Source organism: Bythopirellula sp., from assembly GCF_041737835.1.
Classification (GTDB): Bacteria; Planctomycetota; Planctomycetia; order Pirellulales; family Lacipirellulaceae; genus Bythopirellula.
On record NZ_JBGSQY010000072.1, the window covers coordinates 87,096 to 106,194 of the forward strand.

15 protein-coding genes are annotated in these 19,099 nt (G+C 55.9%); 9 read left to right on the plus strand and 6 right to left on the minus strand.

The features are described from left to right. Window positions 1-11: 11 nt before the first annotated feature. Together rlmN and sppA are read right to left on the minus strand one after the other, a co-directional pair. Entirely contained in the window at window positions 12-1,097 is a 1,086-nt protein-coding gene (rlmN, locus tag AC6T8Q_RS19700; protein ID WP_500680706.1) for a dual-specificity RNA methyltransferase RlmN, read from the minus strand. Between the two features lie 12 nt (window positions 1,098-1,109). Further along, a complete protein-coding gene (sppA, locus tag AC6T8Q_RS19705) occupies window positions 1,110-2,180 on the minus strand; it encodes a signal peptide peptidase SppA (RefSeq protein ID WP_500680707.1) in 1,071 nt (356 codons plus the stop codon). A 222-nt stretch (window positions 2,181-2,402) separates the two neighbouring features. Between sppA and AC6T8Q_RS19710 the strand changes: the two genes are divergently transcribed. From AC6T8Q_RS19710 to AC6T8Q_RS19720, 3 genes are all read left to right on the plus strand, one after another. Then, complete coding sequence (locus AC6T8Q_RS19710) at window positions 2,403-3,164, plus strand: sugar phosphate isomerase/epimerase family protein (RefSeq protein ID WP_500680708.1); 762 nt, start codon at window positions 2,403-2,405, stop codon at window positions 3,162-3,164. A 78-nt stretch (window positions 3,165-3,242) separates the two neighbouring features. Further along, the gene (locus AC6T8Q_RS19715) at window positions 3,243-3,902 is read left to right on the plus strand and encodes an RNA polymerase sigma factor (RefSeq protein WP_500680709.1); all 660 of its coding nucleotides are present in this window, start codon (window positions 3,243-3,245) and stop codon (window positions 3,900-3,902) included. Beyond that, complete coding sequence (locus AC6T8Q_RS19720; protein WP_500680710.1) at window positions 3,899-5,416, plus strand: anti-sigma factor; 1,518 nt, start codon at window positions 3,899-3,901, stop codon at window positions 5,414-5,416. The genes AC6T8Q_RS19715 and AC6T8Q_RS19720 overlap by 4 nt, the downstream gene beginning before the upstream one ends. Window positions 5,417-5,422: 6 nt before the next feature. Here the strand turns inward: AC6T8Q_RS19720 and AC6T8Q_RS19725 are convergent, their stop codons facing one another. Next, window positions 5,423-6,394 (minus strand): HDOD domain-containing protein, encoded by a 972-nt coding sequence (locus AC6T8Q_RS19725; protein WP_500680711.1) that lies wholly within the window; start codon window positions 6,392-6,394, stop codon window positions 5,423-5,425. Window positions 6,395-6,557: 163 nt separating this feature from the next. On the opposite strand from AC6T8Q_RS19725, the gene AC6T8Q_RS19730 reads away from it, so the two are divergent. Beyond that, window positions 6,558-7,049, plus strand: a complete 492-nt coding sequence (locus AC6T8Q_RS19730) for a MarR family winged helix-turn-helix transcriptional regulator (RefSeq protein WP_500680712.1) — start codon at window positions 6,558-6,560, stop codon at window positions 7,047-7,049. 18 nt (window positions 7,050-7,067) lie between these two features. After that, window positions 7,068-8,390: an NAD(P)/FAD-dependent oxidoreductase gene (locus AC6T8Q_RS19735; RefSeq protein ID WP_500680713.1), complete on the plus strand. Its 1,323-nt coding sequence runs from the start codon at window positions 7,068-7,070 to the stop codon at window positions 8,388-8,390. 16 nt (window positions 8,391-8,406) lie between these two features. Here the strand turns inward: AC6T8Q_RS19735 and AC6T8Q_RS19740 are convergent, their stop codons facing one another. Further along, window positions 8,407-9,888: a Gfo/Idh/MocA family protein gene (locus AC6T8Q_RS19740; RefSeq protein ID WP_500680714.1), complete on the minus strand. Its 1,482-nt coding sequence runs from the start codon at window positions 9,886-9,888 to the stop codon at window positions 8,407-8,409. Window positions 9,889-10,113: 225 nt separating this feature from the next. Beyond that, the gene (locus AC6T8Q_RS19745) at window positions 10,114-10,593 is read right to left on the minus strand and encodes a hypothetical protein (protein WP_500680715.1); all 480 of its coding nucleotides are present in this window, start codon (window positions 10,591-10,593) and stop codon (window positions 10,114-10,116) included. Window positions 10,594-10,776: 183 nt separating this feature from the next. Here AC6T8Q_RS19745 and AC6T8Q_RS19750 point away from each other — a divergent pair, with 183 nt between their 5' ends. Then, on the plus strand, window positions 10,777-11,304 hold the full coding sequence (locus tag AC6T8Q_RS19750; RefSeq protein WP_500680716.1) for a hypothetical protein: 528 nt from the start codon (window positions 10,777-10,779) through the stop codon (window positions 11,302-11,304). Window position 11,305: 1 nt separating this feature from the next. Beyond that, complete coding sequence (locus tag AC6T8Q_RS19755) at window positions 11,306-11,776, plus strand: hypothetical protein (RefSeq protein ID WP_500680717.1); 471 nt, start codon at window positions 11,306-11,308, stop codon at window positions 11,774-11,776. Between the two features lie 11 nt (window positions 11,777-11,787). Here the strand turns inward: AC6T8Q_RS19755 and AC6T8Q_RS19760 are convergent, their stop codons facing one another. Next, entirely contained in the window at window positions 11,788-15,585 is a 3,798-nt protein-coding gene (locus tag AC6T8Q_RS19760; protein WP_500680718.1) for a HEAT repeat domain-containing protein, read from the minus strand. 257 nt (window positions 15,586-15,842) lie between these two features. Between AC6T8Q_RS19760 and AC6T8Q_RS19765 the strand changes: the two genes are divergently transcribed. After that, a complete protein-coding gene (locus AC6T8Q_RS19765) occupies window positions 15,843-16,985 on the plus strand; it encodes a Gfo/Idh/MocA family protein (protein WP_500680719.1) in 1,143 nt (380 codons plus the stop codon). A gap of 18 nt (window positions 16,986-17,003) precedes the next feature. Then, window positions 17,004-18,860, plus strand: coding sequence for an ABC transporter ATP-binding protein (locus tag AC6T8Q_RS19770; RefSeq protein ID WP_500680720.1), 1,857 nt, complete (start codon window positions 17,004-17,006; stop codon window positions 18,858-18,860). The last annotated feature ends 239 nt before the right edge of the window (window positions 18,861-19,099 follow it).

Here is a 19,099-nt window from a genome sequence, read left to right on the forward strand (position 1 = left end):
CATTTGATGGGTCAGGCTTTAGCTATCTGCGGCTGTGCCATCTGCGAGCGGCGCAACTGCCCGCAAGCGGCGTCGATTCGATCTCCCTTGCGATGACGAAAGCGAACGCGAATCCCACCCGCTTCGAGAATGCGGCGAAACTGCTGCTGGCTTTCGCTCGTGGGTGTGCCATACGGCAAGCCGGCTACAGGATTGTAGGGGATCACATTGAGCAGTGCTTCGCGACCGGCGAGCAATTGAACGAGCTCGCGAGCATGGCTGGCATGATCGTTGATGTCGGCGAGCAGGACGTATTCGAAGGTCAGCCTTCGCCCCGACACGGCAAAATAATTATCCGCCGCGGCGAGAATGGCTTTGAGGCCGATGTTCTTGTTCACGGGGACAAGCTCATTGCGAAGTTCATCGTTCGGCGCGTGCAGCGAGATGGCCAATCGATAGGTCGCCTCTTCGCGGCTTAATCGCTCTAAGGGCTTTGGCAATCCGACGGTTGAAATCGTGATTCGCCGGGCGCTGATGTCCAGGCCGTCTTCGCGATGGGCTTCGGCGAGCGCGGGCAAGAGCCCGTCGAGATTCGCCAGCGGCTCACCCATCCCCATAACGACGATATGGCTTAAGCGCTCTTCGGGGCCCAAGAGCTGTTGCAACCGCAACATCTGCTCAATAATTTCGCCGGTCGTAAGATTGCGGTCCACACCATCCAAACCACTCGCGCAGAAAACGCAACCCATCCCGCAGCCGACTTGCGTGCTAATGCAAATCGTGCGGCGGACTTCATCCCGCAACAGCACGCACTCGATCTGGCCGCCGTCGGCCAATTTCAAAAGCAATTTTTCGGTGCCGTCCTCGGCTTGGGTATGACGAACAATCTCGCTGGTCCAGAGTTGCCACTCCTGCTGCAACTGCTCGCGGAGCGATTTGGGCAAATCACTCATTTCGGCCCAATCGGTGGCCCGACGTTTAAACAACCAATTGCGCACTTGCGCAACGCGAAACTTGGGAAGCTTGTGCTCGGCGCACCAAGCTGCGAACTCATCCCCCAAGCAGTTCAGCAAAGGAGGCAAGGCAGGCTCAACGGGCGTAATGATCGGCAGTTGCACGACAAGCTTTCGTTACTGGGCCCCGACGCCTAAGAGCGCCGGCAAGGTGGTGCAAACGTAATACGCCCGGGGCACAGCGAGATCGAAAATCCCTTTTAGGTCGAGCGACAATCCTTGTGACGTCGGTGCCTTCATGCTCAAGAGCGAACTGAACGTGGCTGGCTGCTCGTACTTCACGCAGCGTACGTCAGCCGTGTTTTTACCCGCCAACTCGGCAGCACGTTCGATGGCTTCTTCGATAAAGCCGATTTTGTCCACGAGTCCTAACTCCAACGCTTGTGTGGCCGTGAAAATCTGGCCTGTGGTCGCTTTGGCAAGCTTCTCGGGATCTGCCTTCAATTTAGGACGGCCATTCGTGACAATCTCCTTGAATCGCTCGAAGCTGATGTTCACCAAATCCTGCAACAGCTTGCGCTCTTCGGCACGATCGGCACTGGAAAGCTCGCGCGTGGGGCTCCCCATGAGTTTGTATTTGTGGCTGGCGATCGAATCGTCTTTCACCTGATAGTCGGCCAGCAAGCCCGAGAGATCGTAATGAGGGATCACGACACCGATGGAACCGGTCCACGTCGTTGGCTCGGCGAAGATGACGTTCTCATGATTTTCCGCCGCCATGGCGATGTAATAGCCGCCACTGGCACAGATGCTACCCATGCTCACTACCACGGGCAAATTGCGGTCCTCGATCAGCTCTTGCACGTGGTGATAGATATAGTCGCTCCCAGTGACCGTGCCGCCGGGGGAATCGATCCGCAACACTACTGCTACCACGTTGTCGTCTTCACGCACGCGATCCAATTGCTTTTTGGCAAAGCCATCGCTTTCGATGATCGTCCCCGAGATATCGACCACGACGATTTTGTCCGAGGCGGTCTTGCTGAGCGAGTGATACTTCTCCTGGGGGCCGTCGGCGGAGCTGAAATAACTCTCGTAAGCCGCCGACATGCCAATGATCGTCATGATGGCAAGGCCCAGCAGCACCAACAGCAGCTTCCCAAAGCGGCCAAAGGCGGTCTGCTGTTGCTGCACAATGATCTGTGGGGGGGGAGGATTTTGCGTGGGGTAAGATGACGTTTCTGACATGTTTCAATCCATCGAGAAAGGACGGGACGCACGCTGCTGGCAAGGCAAGAAGTTTGCTCGCTCGACAACCATGCCGTGCAACTGCGGTTTTTCCCATTCTACTACCAGGGGACCGCGAGACAACGATCTCTTCCCCGCGTGGTGTTGCCAGTGGGCCCCCATTGCCGTTAAAGTACCCTATCAAAAGTTGAATCAAGCGACGGGGATTCTCCCCGGAAAGGAGTGGGCGGTTTGTTCGTCAGCGCTGCAGCAGAATGTTTTTCTGATTATCCTCGGGATGAAATCCTTCCCCTGTTGGTGGATTTGGAGTTTACTTCGGTCGAATTGCCACTTCACGAAGAAGGGTTCAGCTGGATGAAGCCCTCGAGCGTGCTAGCAGACTTCGATCACGCCTCGGAAGTTTGCCGCGACACGAGCCGACTCGTGATCAGCGCCTTCTCGGTCGATCCAGGCCCTTGGGGGGGACCGTACTACGAACGCTTCGCCGCTTGCTGCAAATTGGCCAAATCTCTGCGCGTGGTTCCACTGGTGGTTCCCGCGGCCGAACTTGGAACCCCTTTCAACGAAGAAATCGAACGCCTGCGCGAACTGGTCAAGATCGCCGCACGAGAAGGTTGCCTAGTAGCGCTCAAGACGCAAATCGGCTGCATGACCGAAGACCCCGATACGGCCGTGGTACTCTGCGACAACGTCAAGGGGCTGGGACTCGCGCTCGATCCGTCGCACTACATCGCCGGTCCACGCCAGGGGCGCGACTTTTCCAAAGTCATGTCCTACGTCTTTCATGTTCATTTACGTGATTCGACAAAGAGCCAACTGCACGTCCGCGTGGGCCAAGGCGAAGTCGACTACGGACGGCTGATCACGCAACTCCAACAGGTTGGCTACGACCGGGCCCTGTCGATTCATATGACTCCCATTGCTGGCCACGACCACCGTGCCGAAATGCGCAAAATGCGGCTGCTGCTCGATAGTTTGCTGTAGGCAAGCCGGCCAAGCGAAACTTTTCTGCGGCGCGAGTGTATCATTCTGTAGAGATCGTTCGCTTCCCGGAGAAGTCGATTGGCCATCAGCGATTCCACCGCCGCGCGCTATACCGCCGAAGATCCCGACGTACGCTTGATGCTGCGCGTTCAGCAGGATGATGCCGGTGCGTTTGAAGAGCTGATGCTGCGCTATCAGAACCGCGTGGCTTCGCTGATGACCCACTTGGTGGGGAAACGCGATCTGGCGGAAGATTTGACCCAAGATATTTTCATGCGAGTCTACCGCTCGCGGAAACGATATACGCCGGGCTCGAAGTTTTCGACCTGGCTGTACACGATCGCCCACAATGTCGCTTCAAATTCGCGCCGATCACTCTCTCGCCGCCGCGAGGTGAATCTCGTGGGACAAGAATCGGGCGAGTTCAGCGGCAACCCCATCGATCACACAGCCCTGGCGGCAAGTGGTTTGATGCCCACGAGACAGCTTGATAAGGCGGAATTGAGCAGTGTCGTGCAAGTGGCCATCGCCGCACTGAACGAGCGACAGCGCATGGCCGTGCTACTCAACAAGTTTGAACACTTGGGCTACGAAGAAATTGCCGAGGTGATGGAGCTTACCCCACAGGCCGTGAAATCGCTGCTTTCACGAGCGCGTGCCAACTTGCGAGAAGTTCTCGAACCATATTTGCAACAAGGAATCAATATCACCCCCGCGGCAACGTCTGACAGATCATGAGCAACACCCCCACGAACGACGATCGCCGCCTGGAACAAATGGTGGCTTATCTCGACGGCGAACTTCCGCCCGTTGAGATGTCGCTCGTGGAACGCCAGCTTGCTGAAGACGCCGAGTTCCGCGCGGAACTACAAAGCATCGAACGAGCGTGGTCGGCTTTGGATGTCCTACCCATCACCAAAGTCGACGACAAATTCTCGCAGACCACCATGGAAATGGTCGTGGGAGTGGCGCGGCAGGAAATCGTGGAAAAAACGCGGGCCCTGCCCATTCGTCGCCGCAACAATGTTCTTGGCAAAATTTTGCTGGTCGCAACTGCGGCGACACTTGCGCTGCTGATGGTGCGACTTGTTCGCGAGAATCCTAATCGTGTCTTGCTCGCGGATCTGCCGACGATCCAGTATATGGACGTTTATTCTCAGATTCGCAACGAAGATTTTTTGCGCAAGCTGCACAACGAAATGGGTGACCATGTTTGGATGGCCGATTTGCCCGCGGCTGATCTGGAAGCCCAAATGGCTGATTTCCAAGCTGTCTCTACAACCCAGTCTCGCCGTGATTGGGTCGAGCAACTCGATGATGAAGATCGGGCTGCTTTGCGAGCTCGCTACAACAGATTCCTGGCCATGTCGCCGCAAGAACAATCCCACCTACGCGAATTGAACACTTCCGTTGCTACCGCAACGAATCGCGACGAACTTGCGCATGTGTTGTTGCAATATCAAGCTTGGCTAAACACCCTCCCCGCGAGCCGTCAATTTGAGCTACGCAATAAACCTGTTGATGAAGCCATTCAAGAGATCGTTACCGAACAACGTCGTGAAGCCAATAACCAATGGCTTGATCTATCACCTGAGGAATTTCGACGTTTGGAGCGAGTCTTCTCTTCAATCCGAGAACAGTTAATACCTCGAACACCGCACCAGAGACCTGGACCACAAGGACCAGGACAATTTGATGGTCTTCCTAGCCGAGATCGTGGCTCGCGGCTAGTTTTCCAGCTTCGGCAAGAGGTGATGGACCATCGCGACGAATGGCTTCCTCAGATTGTGAACTCGTTGTCGGAACAGAATCGGGCCAAGTTTGAGCAGTTTACTCCGGCACAACAAAATCAACAAATCGCCCGTTGGGTGATGCAAAATCGTCGGCGTGATGAAAGTCGGGGTGATCCCAAGTTTCTCAACGAAGTTTCCCAGCAGGAACTCGAACGCCTGTTTGTCGAAGAGACCGACGCGGCGACCAAAGAACAATTGCTGGCTATGCCGCTCGACAAAATGAAGCAGCAACTCAAGGGATTGTTTTTTCGCGGTGAGTTGCCGGTGAAATTCCCACCGAATGCGAGCCCGTTCGGCCCACCGCGTGGCCGGGGACGTGGTTTTGGACCACCACCTGATCTATTTGACGATCCACGGGGACCACGCGGATTTGGGCCACCACCCGGTGAACATCCCGACGACGGCCCCCCTGGCCCACCGCCACCTGAGGGAGATTTCAGGCCCGGGCCGACTCGTTAACTCCGCTCAGAAACTCGCGGCTGCTTCATGAGTGTCGAGATCAGCAGACATCTCGAATAAAGCGGCTTCGTAGAGCGCCTGCGCTTCGCGCTGCAAGGCGTCGACGTCGATCTTGTCGTCCAAACGCACTTGAAAGATCTCCACGCTCTCTTCGACGGACCGTTTGCACTCAGTGGCAAGAACGATGAGATCGTCGATACCCAAATCGAAGCGTGTTTTTAACAGTGGCAACAGAAGGCGCATGTGGGGGCTATCAGCAGTCCACAAAACTTCAGCCAGCAAATTCGCAGTTTTCAACACGTGGCTGAGTGGCTGGGCGTCGACGGGACTTTTGTGGTGATGACTGACTGCTTCGATCAACTCACTGGGAAGTTTCCAATACTCCATCAGTTGCGTGCCGACTTCCACATGTGTGAAGCCGAAGAGTTCTCGCTCTTTGGTGAGCTGCGTGACGATGTGATCATCGGCATCGCAAACGGCCAGATATTTTTCTGTTTCCAGCTGAGCCAGCACCAGCATCCCCAGGTCGGCCAATAACCCAGCGGCAAAGGCCGCTTCGGGACTGACCGCGGGATAGGCCTTGCGTTCGGCCAATTTTCGCGCTGCCACGGCCAAAGTAATCGACCGCCGCCAATACTGTTGATGGATCGCCTTGGGGCAACCTTGCGACAAGGCTTTTGTTAATCCAAAGCCAAGCACGGTGAGTCGCAAGGAGCGCCGACCCAAATAGGCGATGGCCCGTTGAATTTCGGTGACCCTGTTCGGCAAACTGTAGTACGACGAATTGACGAGCCGCAACACGGCAGCCGTCAACGACGGATCGTGTTCCAGGCAGGCCGTCACTTCATTGGCATCGTATTCAGGATCGCGCGTGATCTCGAGGACTCGCAAGGCCACGGCCGGTGAAGAATGGAGCTTCTCCAGCCTGCGCAAAAGTTGCTCGATTGATACCGATGAATTGCTGTCGCTGTTGGGCACAGATAACGTCTCTAGGAGTTTGGAGTGACTTTCCCAGCCGCAACTTAAACATAGCTCACAGCTATTTGCGGCGTTCCGAACGGAAATATTCGTGAAATCACCGTCTTTTCGTCGATCTAACACTTGTCTGGACAACTGTTGTTCCAACACCTACGATACTGTTATGAAGACCCAACGCGATCGCGGCACCCGCCGCGCGGCGAATTTCGATTCCCTGGAACAGGAAGCGTTTCTCAACGTCTGGCGAACGTACGACCGATTACGCGCGCTCGAAGACGAGCTATTCAGCGAATTCGAGCTGACGCCCCAGCAGTACAACGTGCTGCGGCTGTTACAAACCCAATATCCCGACGGTTATCAAACGCTGCAACTTGCCTCACAGCTGGTATCGCGAGCACCGGATATCACGCGCATGATCGACCGACTCGCCGAACGTGCGTTGGTCGAGCGACTGCGACGCGAGGAGAATCGCCGCGTCGTGGACGTGCGGGCCACAGAATCGGGCCTGGCACTCCTCGGCCAGATTGCAGAGCGACTGCATGAGTGCCATTCGCAACAATTGGGGCATATGTCAGCGGCGGACCTTAAGCTGCTTTGCAGTTTGTTACGCAAGGCTCGCGGCCCGCATGAATCGGCAGAGAGTCATTGGAAGTAATTAAGTGGAGGCCTATCGATGGTGGCAACAATTTCCAGTAATCCTGATGTGATTGTCATTGGCGGCGGACCTGCCGGTTCCACGGCCGCGACACTTATCGCTCAAAAAGGTTATCGCGTTGAACTGTTCGAGCGCGAACACTTTCCGCGGTTTCATATTGGGGAATCGCTAATTCCGGAAACCTACTGGGTGCTTGAGCGCCTGAACATGCTCCCCAAATTGCGGGCCAGCCACTTCGTCCACAAACACAGCGTGCAGTTTGTGAACGCGAACGGCAAGCAATCGGCTCCGTTTTATTTCTATGACAACAAGCCGCATGAATGTTCGCAAACCTGGCAGGTGGTGCGGAGCGAATTCGATCAAATGCTGCTCTGCAATGCCCGTGAGCATGGCGTGTCCGCTCATGAAGGTGTTCGCGTGCGTGACGTGATTCTCGAAGGGGAACGCGCGGTTGGCGTGGTGATTCAGCTTGAAGACGGAACAACTCAAGAAGTTCGTGCCAAAGTCGTCGTCGATGCCAGCGGGCAAAGCGGCCTGTTGATGAACAAGTTCAAATTGCGAATCTGGGACCCCGTGCTCAACAAGGGAGCCGTTTGGACCTATTGGCAAGGCGCTTATCGAGACACCGGCAAGAATGAAGGGGCAACGAGCGTCTTACAGCTCGAGAATCGCCAAGGTTGGTTTTGGTACATCCCCTTACACGACAATCGCGTAAGCGTTGGCGTGGTGGCACCCTTCGACTATATGTTTGCTGGCCGATCCGATCATGAGCAGATTTATCATGAAGAAGTGGAAAAGTGTGCCGCGGTGAAGCAGCGCATCGCAGGCGCTCAGCGGATCACCGGCTACTTCGCCACGCGTGATTATTCCTACCGCGCGAAAGAAGTCGCTGGGGAGGGATGGGTCATGATCGGCGATGCCTTTGGATTTCTCGATCCACTGTATTCCTCAGGCGTATTACTCGCCTTGAAATCGGGCGAGATGGCCGCCGATGCCATCACCGAGGGACTTGCGAAAGGCGACACATCGGCCGGGCAGCTTGGACAATGGGGACCGACTTTGAACGAAGGGATCGACCGAATGCGTCGCCTTGTTTGTGAGTACTACAACGGCTTCAGCTTCGGCAACTTTATGCGCGAGTATCCCGAGATGCGCGGCACAGTGACGGACCTGCTGATCGGTGACCTCTTCACCGACAAAGTCGATAAAGTCTGGGAACCGATGGAGTCGATGTATCCCAACGAAAAAAGAGAGCCGGCTTCCTGGAGCGATGGAACTCCCCAGGAAGCGGCTCTGACTAAGCACAACGAGTTACACTTACCGACCGGACCGCGCGTGTAATTTCTTACACGAGCGATTAGGCCACGGCAGGGTCTTTGCCGTCGATCCAAGGACCTTCAAGCTTTTGGTAATCGGGGTCGACCAAGGTGCTGCCTTTGTCGCCACCCTTCCAACCAGCAATGTGATGTGGCTTGCCACGTTCGTGGGAAAGCTTCTCCCATTGCCGAGACCAATCCGCATTGCCATCGCTGATGGTGTTGGTCTTGGAATCGAAGTGGAAAACCTTGCCTTCGCGGTAGCTGCGTGACCCCAAATTGACGGTCACAATCGCGGCGGCCCCGAGATCGGGCGGGCAGTTCACTTTGTCTGGTGTGCCATTCATGCAGCACTCGACAAAATTCTTTTGGTGGTCATAAGTGCTATCAGCCACTTTGCCCACGTCGACGCGTTTGTCCTTAATCTTGCTGTTCAACGTGACTTGTGGCCGCTCGGCGACAAAGTCGAACCCGTCGAATTCTTCGCCGTTACCGAACACAAGCGAACCAAAGTGCCCGCGAATGAGTTGCTTGATCGGCGTATCAGCACACGACATCGTCGCCGTGATGAGACCTTGAACCCCCTCGTCGTAATCGGCAACAACGGTGGCCACGTCGGGGACGTCGCGTCCGTCGTATTCCAAGAAAATACCGCCCGCACCGACAACGCGGCGTGGGAAACGCAAGCCTGTGGCCTTGAGCATCGACGTGGTGCGATGGACAAACAGATCGGTGTACATGCCGGAGCCAAAGGGCCAGAAACGACGCCACTGGGCGTAGATGGCACGATCGAACGGCATGTCAGGAGCAAGACCTTCTTCGGTGCCGAGCCACGCTTTCCAATTGATCGTCTTGGGGGTCATTTCTTTTTCGAGCGGATAGTATCGCCATTGCCCTACGTTCGAGTTGCGGAAGAACTCGGTTTGGAACATCAACACTTTACCAAGATCGCCGCTGCACAGCATTTCGTTGGCCTGGGCCCAAACGGGCAGCGCCGTCGATTGCACGCCGACCTGCATGACTTTGCCGGTGTCTTTCCAAGCTTTCACAACGTCGAAGGCTTCTTCGATCGTGTGCGTCATCGGCTTTTCGCAATAGACATGCTTACCGGCATTGAGCGCGTCGATCGTCTGCTTGGCATGCCAATGGTCGGGCGTACCAATACAAACCGCGTCGATATCCTTATCAGCGAGCAGGTCGCGATAGTCATCATAACGCTTGGGCTCGGTGCCGGTTTCATTCTTAATCATGTTGAATGCGTTGTCGGCATTCTTAACGTAAACGTCGTTAACCGCGACAAGCTCGATGGGCAAGCCATCTTTGCGAAGGCGGCACAAGGGACCAACGTGCCCCGAAAGGCCGCGTCCACCAGGACCGATGAAACCAATGCGCAGGCGCTCGTTGGCGCCGACGGCCTCAGCGGGTGCGGGAGCCGCGATCACGCTGGCCGCGCTCACCATGGCGGCGGTTGTCGCACCGGTGCGAATGAATTGTCGCCGGGTTACATTTTCGTCTTGAGTCATAGAAAAACTTTCTCCATGGAAAAAGTGGATTAAGCCACCACGAACCCCCGGAAAGCGCGGTGGCAAGGGAAGAATACGGGAAGGATTAGCGACACGATTCTCGCACGAATGGCAAGCTGGGCGCGTCAATTTGATTCTAGCAAATCACCCCCAAAATGAAATTGGCGGTGCGGAAAAAGTACCTTTTGCGGTTTGCCAAGCCAACCGGAATTTTGCTGGTTTCGTCTACAGATTGACAAAACCAAAATGGTAGAAGCCCACGGACTGGAGTGGGTCTCCCGGCAAAGTATCGTTGATGGCGCTGGCAATACTGCTACGAAGCGTGTTGAGCGAGGGTTCTTGAATTTCTCGCATTTTCATCTGCCGCACGACCATCAGCAGGCGGTTTTGCAGGTCGGGGCCGTTTTTTTCCAGCGTTTCTTTGATGAGCTTCAGATCGCGGTTCGCCACTTGGCCGAACGCACGGAAATGAATTTCGGCACGTTTACGCTCGGTATATGGGCCGGGGAGCGTAATGCGGAATTCACCCAAATCGACCTCGACCAGGCGAGCACGCACCGCGACCGCACGACGGGCATCGACCAAGGCCTTCGCATCGTAGCAACCCGTCAGGCCGATACTATGCAAAGCAACGAAAATCACGGCAAGCAATCCCCCCTGCCGCAGGCTTTTGCGCCCCTCAGAAATTGATTGAACGAGCTTCATGTGATTAAAAACAAACAGCCAAAGCCAACTCAGTTATAACCGGCAGATCAGGAACAAGCCTGCAATGTTGTGCAAGCGCACCGCGTCCCAGAAAAAATATAGGTTGGTTTTCGTGGCGAGGGGTGACCTATGATTTTTTAGAGAAATTTCACTTGCCGTCGGTTTGAACACGACTTCGATCTCATGAAAACGATCGCCCCACCACAACCAAGTTGGCACGCCTGCCAATTGATTATCGCCATCCTCTTGGCGCTGGTGGTCATTTTGATTGCGGGGTGTACGGAAGTCGAGAAACAGAAATTCGATTCCTATCTCGATGAGCTCGACGTTGACGCATCGCTGGATTCGGCCGAAGAAGTTTCTTTAGGGACTTACAATATTGCCAGTGCGCTGCCGCGTCCCGAAACACATTCGGCCGTTGATGAAGAAGAGGAAGACGAAACCGAGCCGCTCTGGGTGCAAATTCACTTCGAGCTATACGCGATCGTCGCCCCCGAAGATAAAAAGGCCGTATTAGCGGCCTGCGAACGGCATCGCGGCATGCTTGATGACACCGTGGTGACGATCTGCCGCGAAGCATCGAAGGATGAACTCGACGACAGTCGCTGGGCAACGCTCAAGTCACGAATCATCGACGCGATCCGGCCGATTTTAGGTGACGACCGCATTCGCCAATTGTCATTCGTCGACTTTGGTTGGGAGCCTATTTGACATGAAGCGATCACAATCTCATTTGATCAAAGCGTTCGCCCTGCTGCTGGTTGCTATTTCCTCGCCGGTTTTATCAACCGAGATTTACGCGTCGTCAGCATCCACAGAGGAAGCCGCGCAGGAGAGCAAAAAATCAAGTAGTGATATTGAGGTCACTCTGAAGTTGGATTTGGGCACGATTCAACTTATGAATCTTGAACCGACGCAAGGCCGCACGGCTCACATGTCGTTCGACATGCACTTGGTTTTCGATCCCAAGACCGACCCCAAAACGATTAAAGAACTGGAAAAATGGCAACACCGCTTGCGCGAGCAGGTGATCGTCGCCGTGCGCGCGACCGAGATCTATGACTTTTTGGATCCCGAATTGACTCGGTTCCGCAAGCAGATTCTTTATCGCATCAACCGGATGCTCAAGGACCCGATTGTTACCGATGCCCTGTTCGCGAATTTTACTTTTTCCAGCCAGTAGTCGCGAAGTGACTATCGCTGCTGCTTGCTGGGGTCGCGGGCAAGTTCGCTCAACTGGCCACCTTTTTCCAGGTACGCGAAGAGGTGGCCCACTTGCTCCAAAGTGAGGTTGTTGAGCAATCCTTGCGGCATGGCGGAAACATTGCTCTCTTTGATTTCTTCGACATCGGTGTTAGCCAACTCAACCTTTTCGCCGTCCGAGAGCAGCACGGTGATCCCCTCCTGCCCTCGCGGCACGACCAACCCTGCAAAGGTGCGGCCATTGGAGATCACAATCTTACTGCGATACTGATCCGAAATGTTGTGGGACGGATAAATGACTGCTTCTAAGATTTCGCGTTTTTGGAAGCGCCGCGACACGGCCGTTAAGTCGGGTCCAAGCGTTTCACCAACACCCGCGTTGCGATGACACTTCACACACTGGGCTTGTTCAAATGCCACGCGCCCAAGTTGAGGGTCAGCCGCACGGGCCGCGTCGCTTTCGAGATAAGCAACCAATTCATCATAACTCCATTTATCGCCAGCCACGTCCTGCGGCAATTCGGCCGGAGGAGCGGCTGGGAAACTCTTGCCGTACCACTGTTGCCAACCGACGAGTTGTTCTTGCCAATTTGCATAGTTAGCCGCTGGTTGGCGACCCGCCCAATGATCGAGCAAGGCCAAAGCCAACGATGCTCCTTGATCGCCCAATCGCAGGCCTTGCAGAATCACCTGCCGAAATGCTTCAGGCTCTTGCGGACGTTGCGGCACTTTAGTCAGCGCACTCAATACTTCTTGGGCCACACGCCCGTCGACCGTTTTCAAACAGTCGACAAGAAACGGCCAATTCTCGCCGCTTGGATTTTGGGTGAGACTCATCGCCACGGTCGGTCGATCGGCTGGCTCGGTACTATAAAGCGTGCGAAGATATTCGCTGCTCTGTGGCTCGCCACTTCTGCCCAGCACGGCCAGAATACCAACTCGCAACCGACGAAAATCATCGCTTTTGGCACAGAGCGGTTGGACGCGGCCATCGAGTTCTCGCAAGGCGGCCAGCAACTCCGCTGGTGGCTGTTCCGGCAATTTTGCTAACACCGACAACGACGAAGTCGGCCAACGCTCGCCGGAAGCCAACACCTGTTGACGTTCGGGCAACGAGAACTTCGTAAAGAAGTCCCGCGCGAAATTCTCCACATAAGCGGAAACGCTGTAACCGCTCTTCACGGTTCGCGATTCCTCGAAGAACGTCATCACTGCGAGTTTGGCTTGAATATTCCAGCCGTCCTCCAAGCGACTCGCATAGGCACCAATGTGCAGCTTATCGGCATAGGGCAAATCGCTGGCAATCTGTGCGGCAAACTTATCGGCCACGCCAGGCACTTGCAGGTAGACCAACAATCGCACGAGCTCACGATCCGTAGCCGGGTCGCCGCTCGGATACTTGCCGATGAGCAAGTTGCCCAACGCGGGAATTTGTTCAGGAGGTAACTGTCCCAAAGACATAGCCAGTTGTGAAACTCGCAAGACATCGACCGTTTCGCTCGGCGAAAGCGAACCCGTTTGCAGCATCGATTCGCACCGCTTTAACACGGCTTGTGCTGCCGCCGTATCGCGAGTCGTTGCCAACAGGGCAACCGATCCCCGACAAAAAGCCGTGCCATTGGGTTCATCCAAAACAAGTCGAGCCCAGGCCTGCGGTGCTTGTTGTTCCAAAGCTCGCCTGGCAGCAAACGCGACGAAGCGATCGCTGTCGCTCAGCAGTTTAATCAATGTTGCCGTGGGGGCAGGCGTTCCACGTCGCATAAACGTTTCGCAAACAACACGCCGTACCAACGGATCGCTGTCGGTAAGTATCGCCGTGAGTCGTTCGCCACAGGCGGGATTCGCACTCGTGAACATCAGGCGTGCTGCCTTGGCTCGAACTTCGGGCTGGCTATCGCTGGAGAGTTGCATGAGCAACTCGTCATCGGGGCGCGGGCCGAAGAACATCATGAGGTCCAGAGCCCGACAACGGTCAGCAATTGATCGCGTGGTATCATTCGCCACGCGAACAAGTTCCGAATTCCACTGCTCACCCAGAGCGCTCTTCACGCCGTTAATTCGCGTGCGAGCCCAATCGGCATCCAGCTGAGGCTGTTTGATCGCTTGTTCGATGCCAGTCTCGTCTTTTACGAGCGGAGTCGCGCCGGTCCAGCGAATTCGATAGATACCACCATCGGTACCGCGACCACCCGTGCAGAAATACAGGCTTCCATCAGGGCCCACGGCGGTGTCGGTCGCGTTCAACGGACGGCCCGCCACGAAGACTTCGCTCTTGGCTGTGTAAGTCGCGCCTTGACGCTGAAATTTTATGCAGTGGATGCGCCCGGTCGCCCAATCGCAACCGAACATCGCGCCATGATACTTCTCGGGAAACGCATTGTGCGTGTAGAACTCAACCCCTGTTGGTGAACCAGCTCCCATATTGATCGCGGCAGGCAGGCTATCAAGATAATATTCAGGCCACTTCGCCCAGCCACTTCGCCAGCCAAGTTCGGCCCCTTCAGTCGCGTGATTGATGCGGGTCGGTCGATACCAGGGAGCGCCCATGTCCCATTCCATGTCAGAATCGTAGGTGAAGATTTCTCCCTCGGGACTGATCGCGAAGTCATACGAATTCCGCATACCGCCAGCGACAAGTTCAACGAGCTTGCCTTCGACATCCGTGCGGAAGATCGTGCCACCAGGAGCAGGGATTCCAACGGCATGACCACGCGGATCGTCGAACCGGGGCTGGATAATGTCCCCTTCATAAGCATTGCGATACGGACTGTTCGGCCCCGGCTGCTTACCCGCCCGTGCATGATCGCCGATGATCACGTAGAGCAATCCATCGGGGCCAAGCCTTACGGCATGGGCACCATGCTCGCCTTTGGAACCGCGGATCGGCACAAGCGAGACAACTTCCTCGGCCACGCCATCGCGGTCGGCATCACGCAGTCGATACAAGGCTTCGCCTTCGGGGCCATCACCAATCACAAACACGCGGGTGCCCAGCGATAGAATGCCTTGCACATTGATGATCTTGTCGCAGAAGATGCTCACCGAATCGGGCGCACCATTGTCGTCGCCGTCGGTGATGAGCATCAGGTTGCCCCCTTCGCGCGAGGCCAGAATATTGCCTTGAGCATCGAACGCCATGGCGATCAACGAACCGACTTCATCGTCGCGCATCAGCCGTTCGATGGCGAAGTCTTTGCCGATATCAAAGCGAGCCCCGACGCCCGCGATCACGACTTCATTGCCCCACGGCAACGCCAATCCTAAAACACCATAGCTCTTGGCATCGATCCATTCCTGATCGGCAAATCGCGGGGAAGTCCATTCGCTGTATTCACGGACGCTCGTCTTCCAACTGGCATCCGTGGGATGGTTCACATAAGTACCGCCCTGCTCGCGAACGAGCACACGACCGACCAAACCTGCCGATCCTTGATCGGTGTTCTTCACGCGAATGGCGACGCTGTTTCGCCCTTTGACGAGATGCTCGGAAATCTCAAAGACTTTCAATTGCCGCCAGTCATTGCCTGTGCCGATTGGCTTGCCGTTGACGAACAACTCGAATTCGTTGTCGGCCGCAATCTGCACTTCACCGACGTCCGGATCCGCGATGTCGAACGACTTACGGAAGTAGCACTCCCCTATAGGAATGTCGTTCTTGGTGTGAGCCGGCGACCAAATCCACTCGGCGCTGCCGAGTTCGTTGGTGACATTCTCAACGAGATCTTGGCTCCAAGCGGCATGTTGAACCAAATATACACAGGCCAGCAGAACGTAGCGCAGCGCCTTCATGGCGACCTCTCAATCCTTGAGCAAGCGATAACTTCCATGTCACGATGACCAAGAAAGACCACAATCACGCGGCCCAGGCCATTCGAGTTCCAATCAACTTACCCCGAACCCCCTTGGCCGGGCAACAGAACATTTTCCGCGTGCTAGCTACGGGAATGAGAATTCTGCTAGCTTTTCGGCTGTTCGCTATCCTCTGAGCTTTTATGATTGATTTCTAAGGCCACAGTGACAGCTTTCTCATTATTGATTGCGCGAACATGCATTCTACGACCTGTACTCTGATTGTGATTTTAGCGGTCATGGGCGGCATCAGCCACTTGGCGCGGGGCGAATCCGCAAAGCCAAAATCCCCACAGATAAACCTCTCATCACAAACCGGCCCCCTGCGCGTCGGGATTGTCGGGCTTGTTCATGGCCACGTCGAAGGCTTGCTCCAACAAGCACGCGAACGTGACGATCTCGAAATCGTGGGCATCTTCGAGCCCAATCGAGCTTTGTTTGATCGGCTGGCTCAAAAATACAAGCTTGATGCCAAGCTCTATTATTCTTCGCTGGAGAAAATGCTCGACTCGGCCAAGCCCGAGGCGGTCAGCGTGATGACTTCGATCAAGGACCACCTGCCGACCGTCGCAGCCTGTGCCCCGCGTGGAGTTCACTTGCTTGTGGAGAAGCCGCTGGCGTTCTCCAATGCGGATGCCGAGCAGATGAACCAACTCGCCCAGCAATACGGCGTGCTTGTTCTGACCAACTACGAAACCAGTTGGTACGCCTCGCTGCGTGAAGCGAAACGTCAAGTTGAAGCCGGCGAGCTTGGTTCCATTCGCAAAATGATCTTTCGTCATGGCCACAAAGGACCACGGGAGATCGGCTGCTCCGAGGAATTTCTGCAGTGGCTGACCGATCCTGAACAAAACGGCGGCGGGGCGATTGTCGACTTCGGTTGTTATGGTGCAGCCCTTGCGACTTGGCTCATGCATGGCGAACGCCCCACCAACGTCACTGCGACGGCTACAACCCTCAAGCCGACAAAGTACCCGCACGTCGATGATGATGCGACCATCGTCATGACTTACCCCAACGCCACGGCGATCCTGCAAGCTTCCTGGGCCTGGACGCACGACAACAAGGAAGCCGATATTCACGCCGAAGGTTGCTCGCTCCACGCTGGCCGTGGCAGTTTGCTATTTGCTCGTGAGGAAAATGCTGATTCCCAGCAGATCGACGCCCCACCGCTTCCACCCCATTTGGAAAACGAGTGGACATATCTCCGTAAGACGATTCGCGGCGAATGCGCAGTCGATCCGCTCTCGAGCCTTGAACTCAATCTGATCGTCGTTGATATTCTCGATCAGGCACGACAGTCGGCGGCACAGAATCGTGAAACCAGCAAAGCCCCTTAGAACTCAAAACGCTCACCTATGACCGCTGCTATCGAAGTCGACGACTTGCGCACCTACTTTCACACCGAAGATGGGATCGTCCGTGCCGTCGACGGCATCTCGTTTCAAATTCCCGTGGGGCACACGCTCGGCATCGTCGGCGAAAGCGGCTCGGGCAAATCGGTCACCTCGCTGTCGATCATGCGACTGCTGACCACTTCGGCAAGGATCGAATCGGGCCGAATCGCTCTCTTGGGAAAAGATCTGGTGAAGCTCCCCGAGCCGCAGATGCGTTCAATCCGCGGCAAGGACATCAGCATGATCTTTCAAGAACCGATTACGTCACTCAACCCGGTTTATACGGTCGGCAGCCAAGTCGCCGAAGCCATTGTGCTGCATCAGAACGTTTCGCGGGCCGAAGCACGACAACGAACCATCGACCTGTTTCGCGAGGTCGGCATTCCCAATCCCGAACAGCGGGTCGATGCCTTTCCCCATCAAATGTCGGGTGGACAAAAGCAGCGGGTTATGATCGCGATGGCGCTGTCCTGCAATCCGAAGTTGCTCATTGCCGACGAGCCGACCACGGCACTCGATGTGACGATCCAAGCCCAGATTCTGGAAATGCTGCGCAAGCTTCGCGATGAGCGTGGCATGGCAATTCTGTTCATCACCCACGACCTGGGGGTGATTGCCGAAATCGCTGACGAAGTGTTGGTGATGTACCGCGGCGAAATGGTTGAGCGTGGCAGTGTGTTGGAAATCTTCTCGAATCCGCAACATCCCTACACGAAGGGTTTGCTCGCTTGCCGCCCGCGGCTCGATACGAAATATCGTCGCCTCCCCACGGTCGACGATTTCATGGAAGTCGACCAGAGTGGTGATCAGGTCGTAATTCGCGAAAAGCAAATGACCGACGAACGACTGCGCGAACTCACCGCCGAAGGCCGCGGCACGTTGTTGCATCCGCAGTCGGAGCTGGCGGCGATGGGTCATCCGTGGGAGCAAACCCCGCGTGCCGCAGATACCACGAGCGTCCCCGAAGGAACGCGACCGCTCTTGGAAGTCGAGAATCTCGCGGTTCACTTTCCCGTCAAGCAAGGGCTGCTGGGCCGCGTGGTCGATCACATCAAGGCGGTCTATGGCATTAGCTTCCGCGTCTACAAAGGCCAAACACTCGGGCTGGTCGGCGAAAGTGGCTGCGGCAAAACCACCACGGGGCGGGCATTGCTCCGTTTGATCGAACCAACCGGTGGCAAGATTCTGTTCGACGGCACTGATCTGCGCAAACTCAACAGCCGCGAACTGCGCCGCTTCCGCAGCCGGATGCAGGTCGTCTTCCAAGATCCATACGGTTCGCTCAATCCGCGGATGACGATCGAATCGGCGATCACCGAACCGATGATTATTCAACAACTGGGCAAAACAAGCCGCGAACGGCGCGATCGTGCCGCGGCGTTGCTCGAAGAAGTCGGCATGTCGGCCAATCACCTGCGGCGCTATCCCCACGAATTCTCCGGAGGACAGCGGCAACGCATTTGCATCGCCCGGGCAATTGCCGTCGAGCCCGAGTTCCTCATCTGCGATGAGTCGGTGTCGGCGCTCGACGTATCGGTGCAAGCGCAGGTGCTCAATCTGCTCAACGAATTGCAATACAAGCGCGGGCTGACGTATCTCTTTATCAGCCACGATCTGAGCGTCGTGAAATTCATGGCCGACATGATGGCGGTCATGAAAGGCGGGAAGATCGTGGAGTTCGGCCCGTCGCAAGCGATCTACGCCGCGCCGCGCGAGGAGTACACGCGCCGACTCATCAGTGCGACTCCCAATGATGATCTCGACAACATCCGTCGTCGCGTGGCGGAACGCGAAGCCACTCGGCAGCGATCTCGCTAGAAACACAAAGGCCGCGTGGAGAACCTGAGGGGACAAGGCTCTCACACGCGGCCAGTGTTGGGAGGAAAGACTGGTCGGAGCTATTGCATGGTTCGTGCCAGTCACAAATCCTCGGGAAATCCAGTGTTTTTCGTGGGCGGACGTGGCGAAAAATCGACACGTCGTAGCGTGAGGTCAACAGGGTCGTGCGATGCATTTCAAGTTGTTAGCCGCGACGTGTCGCGAAGCAACGCGGAGCG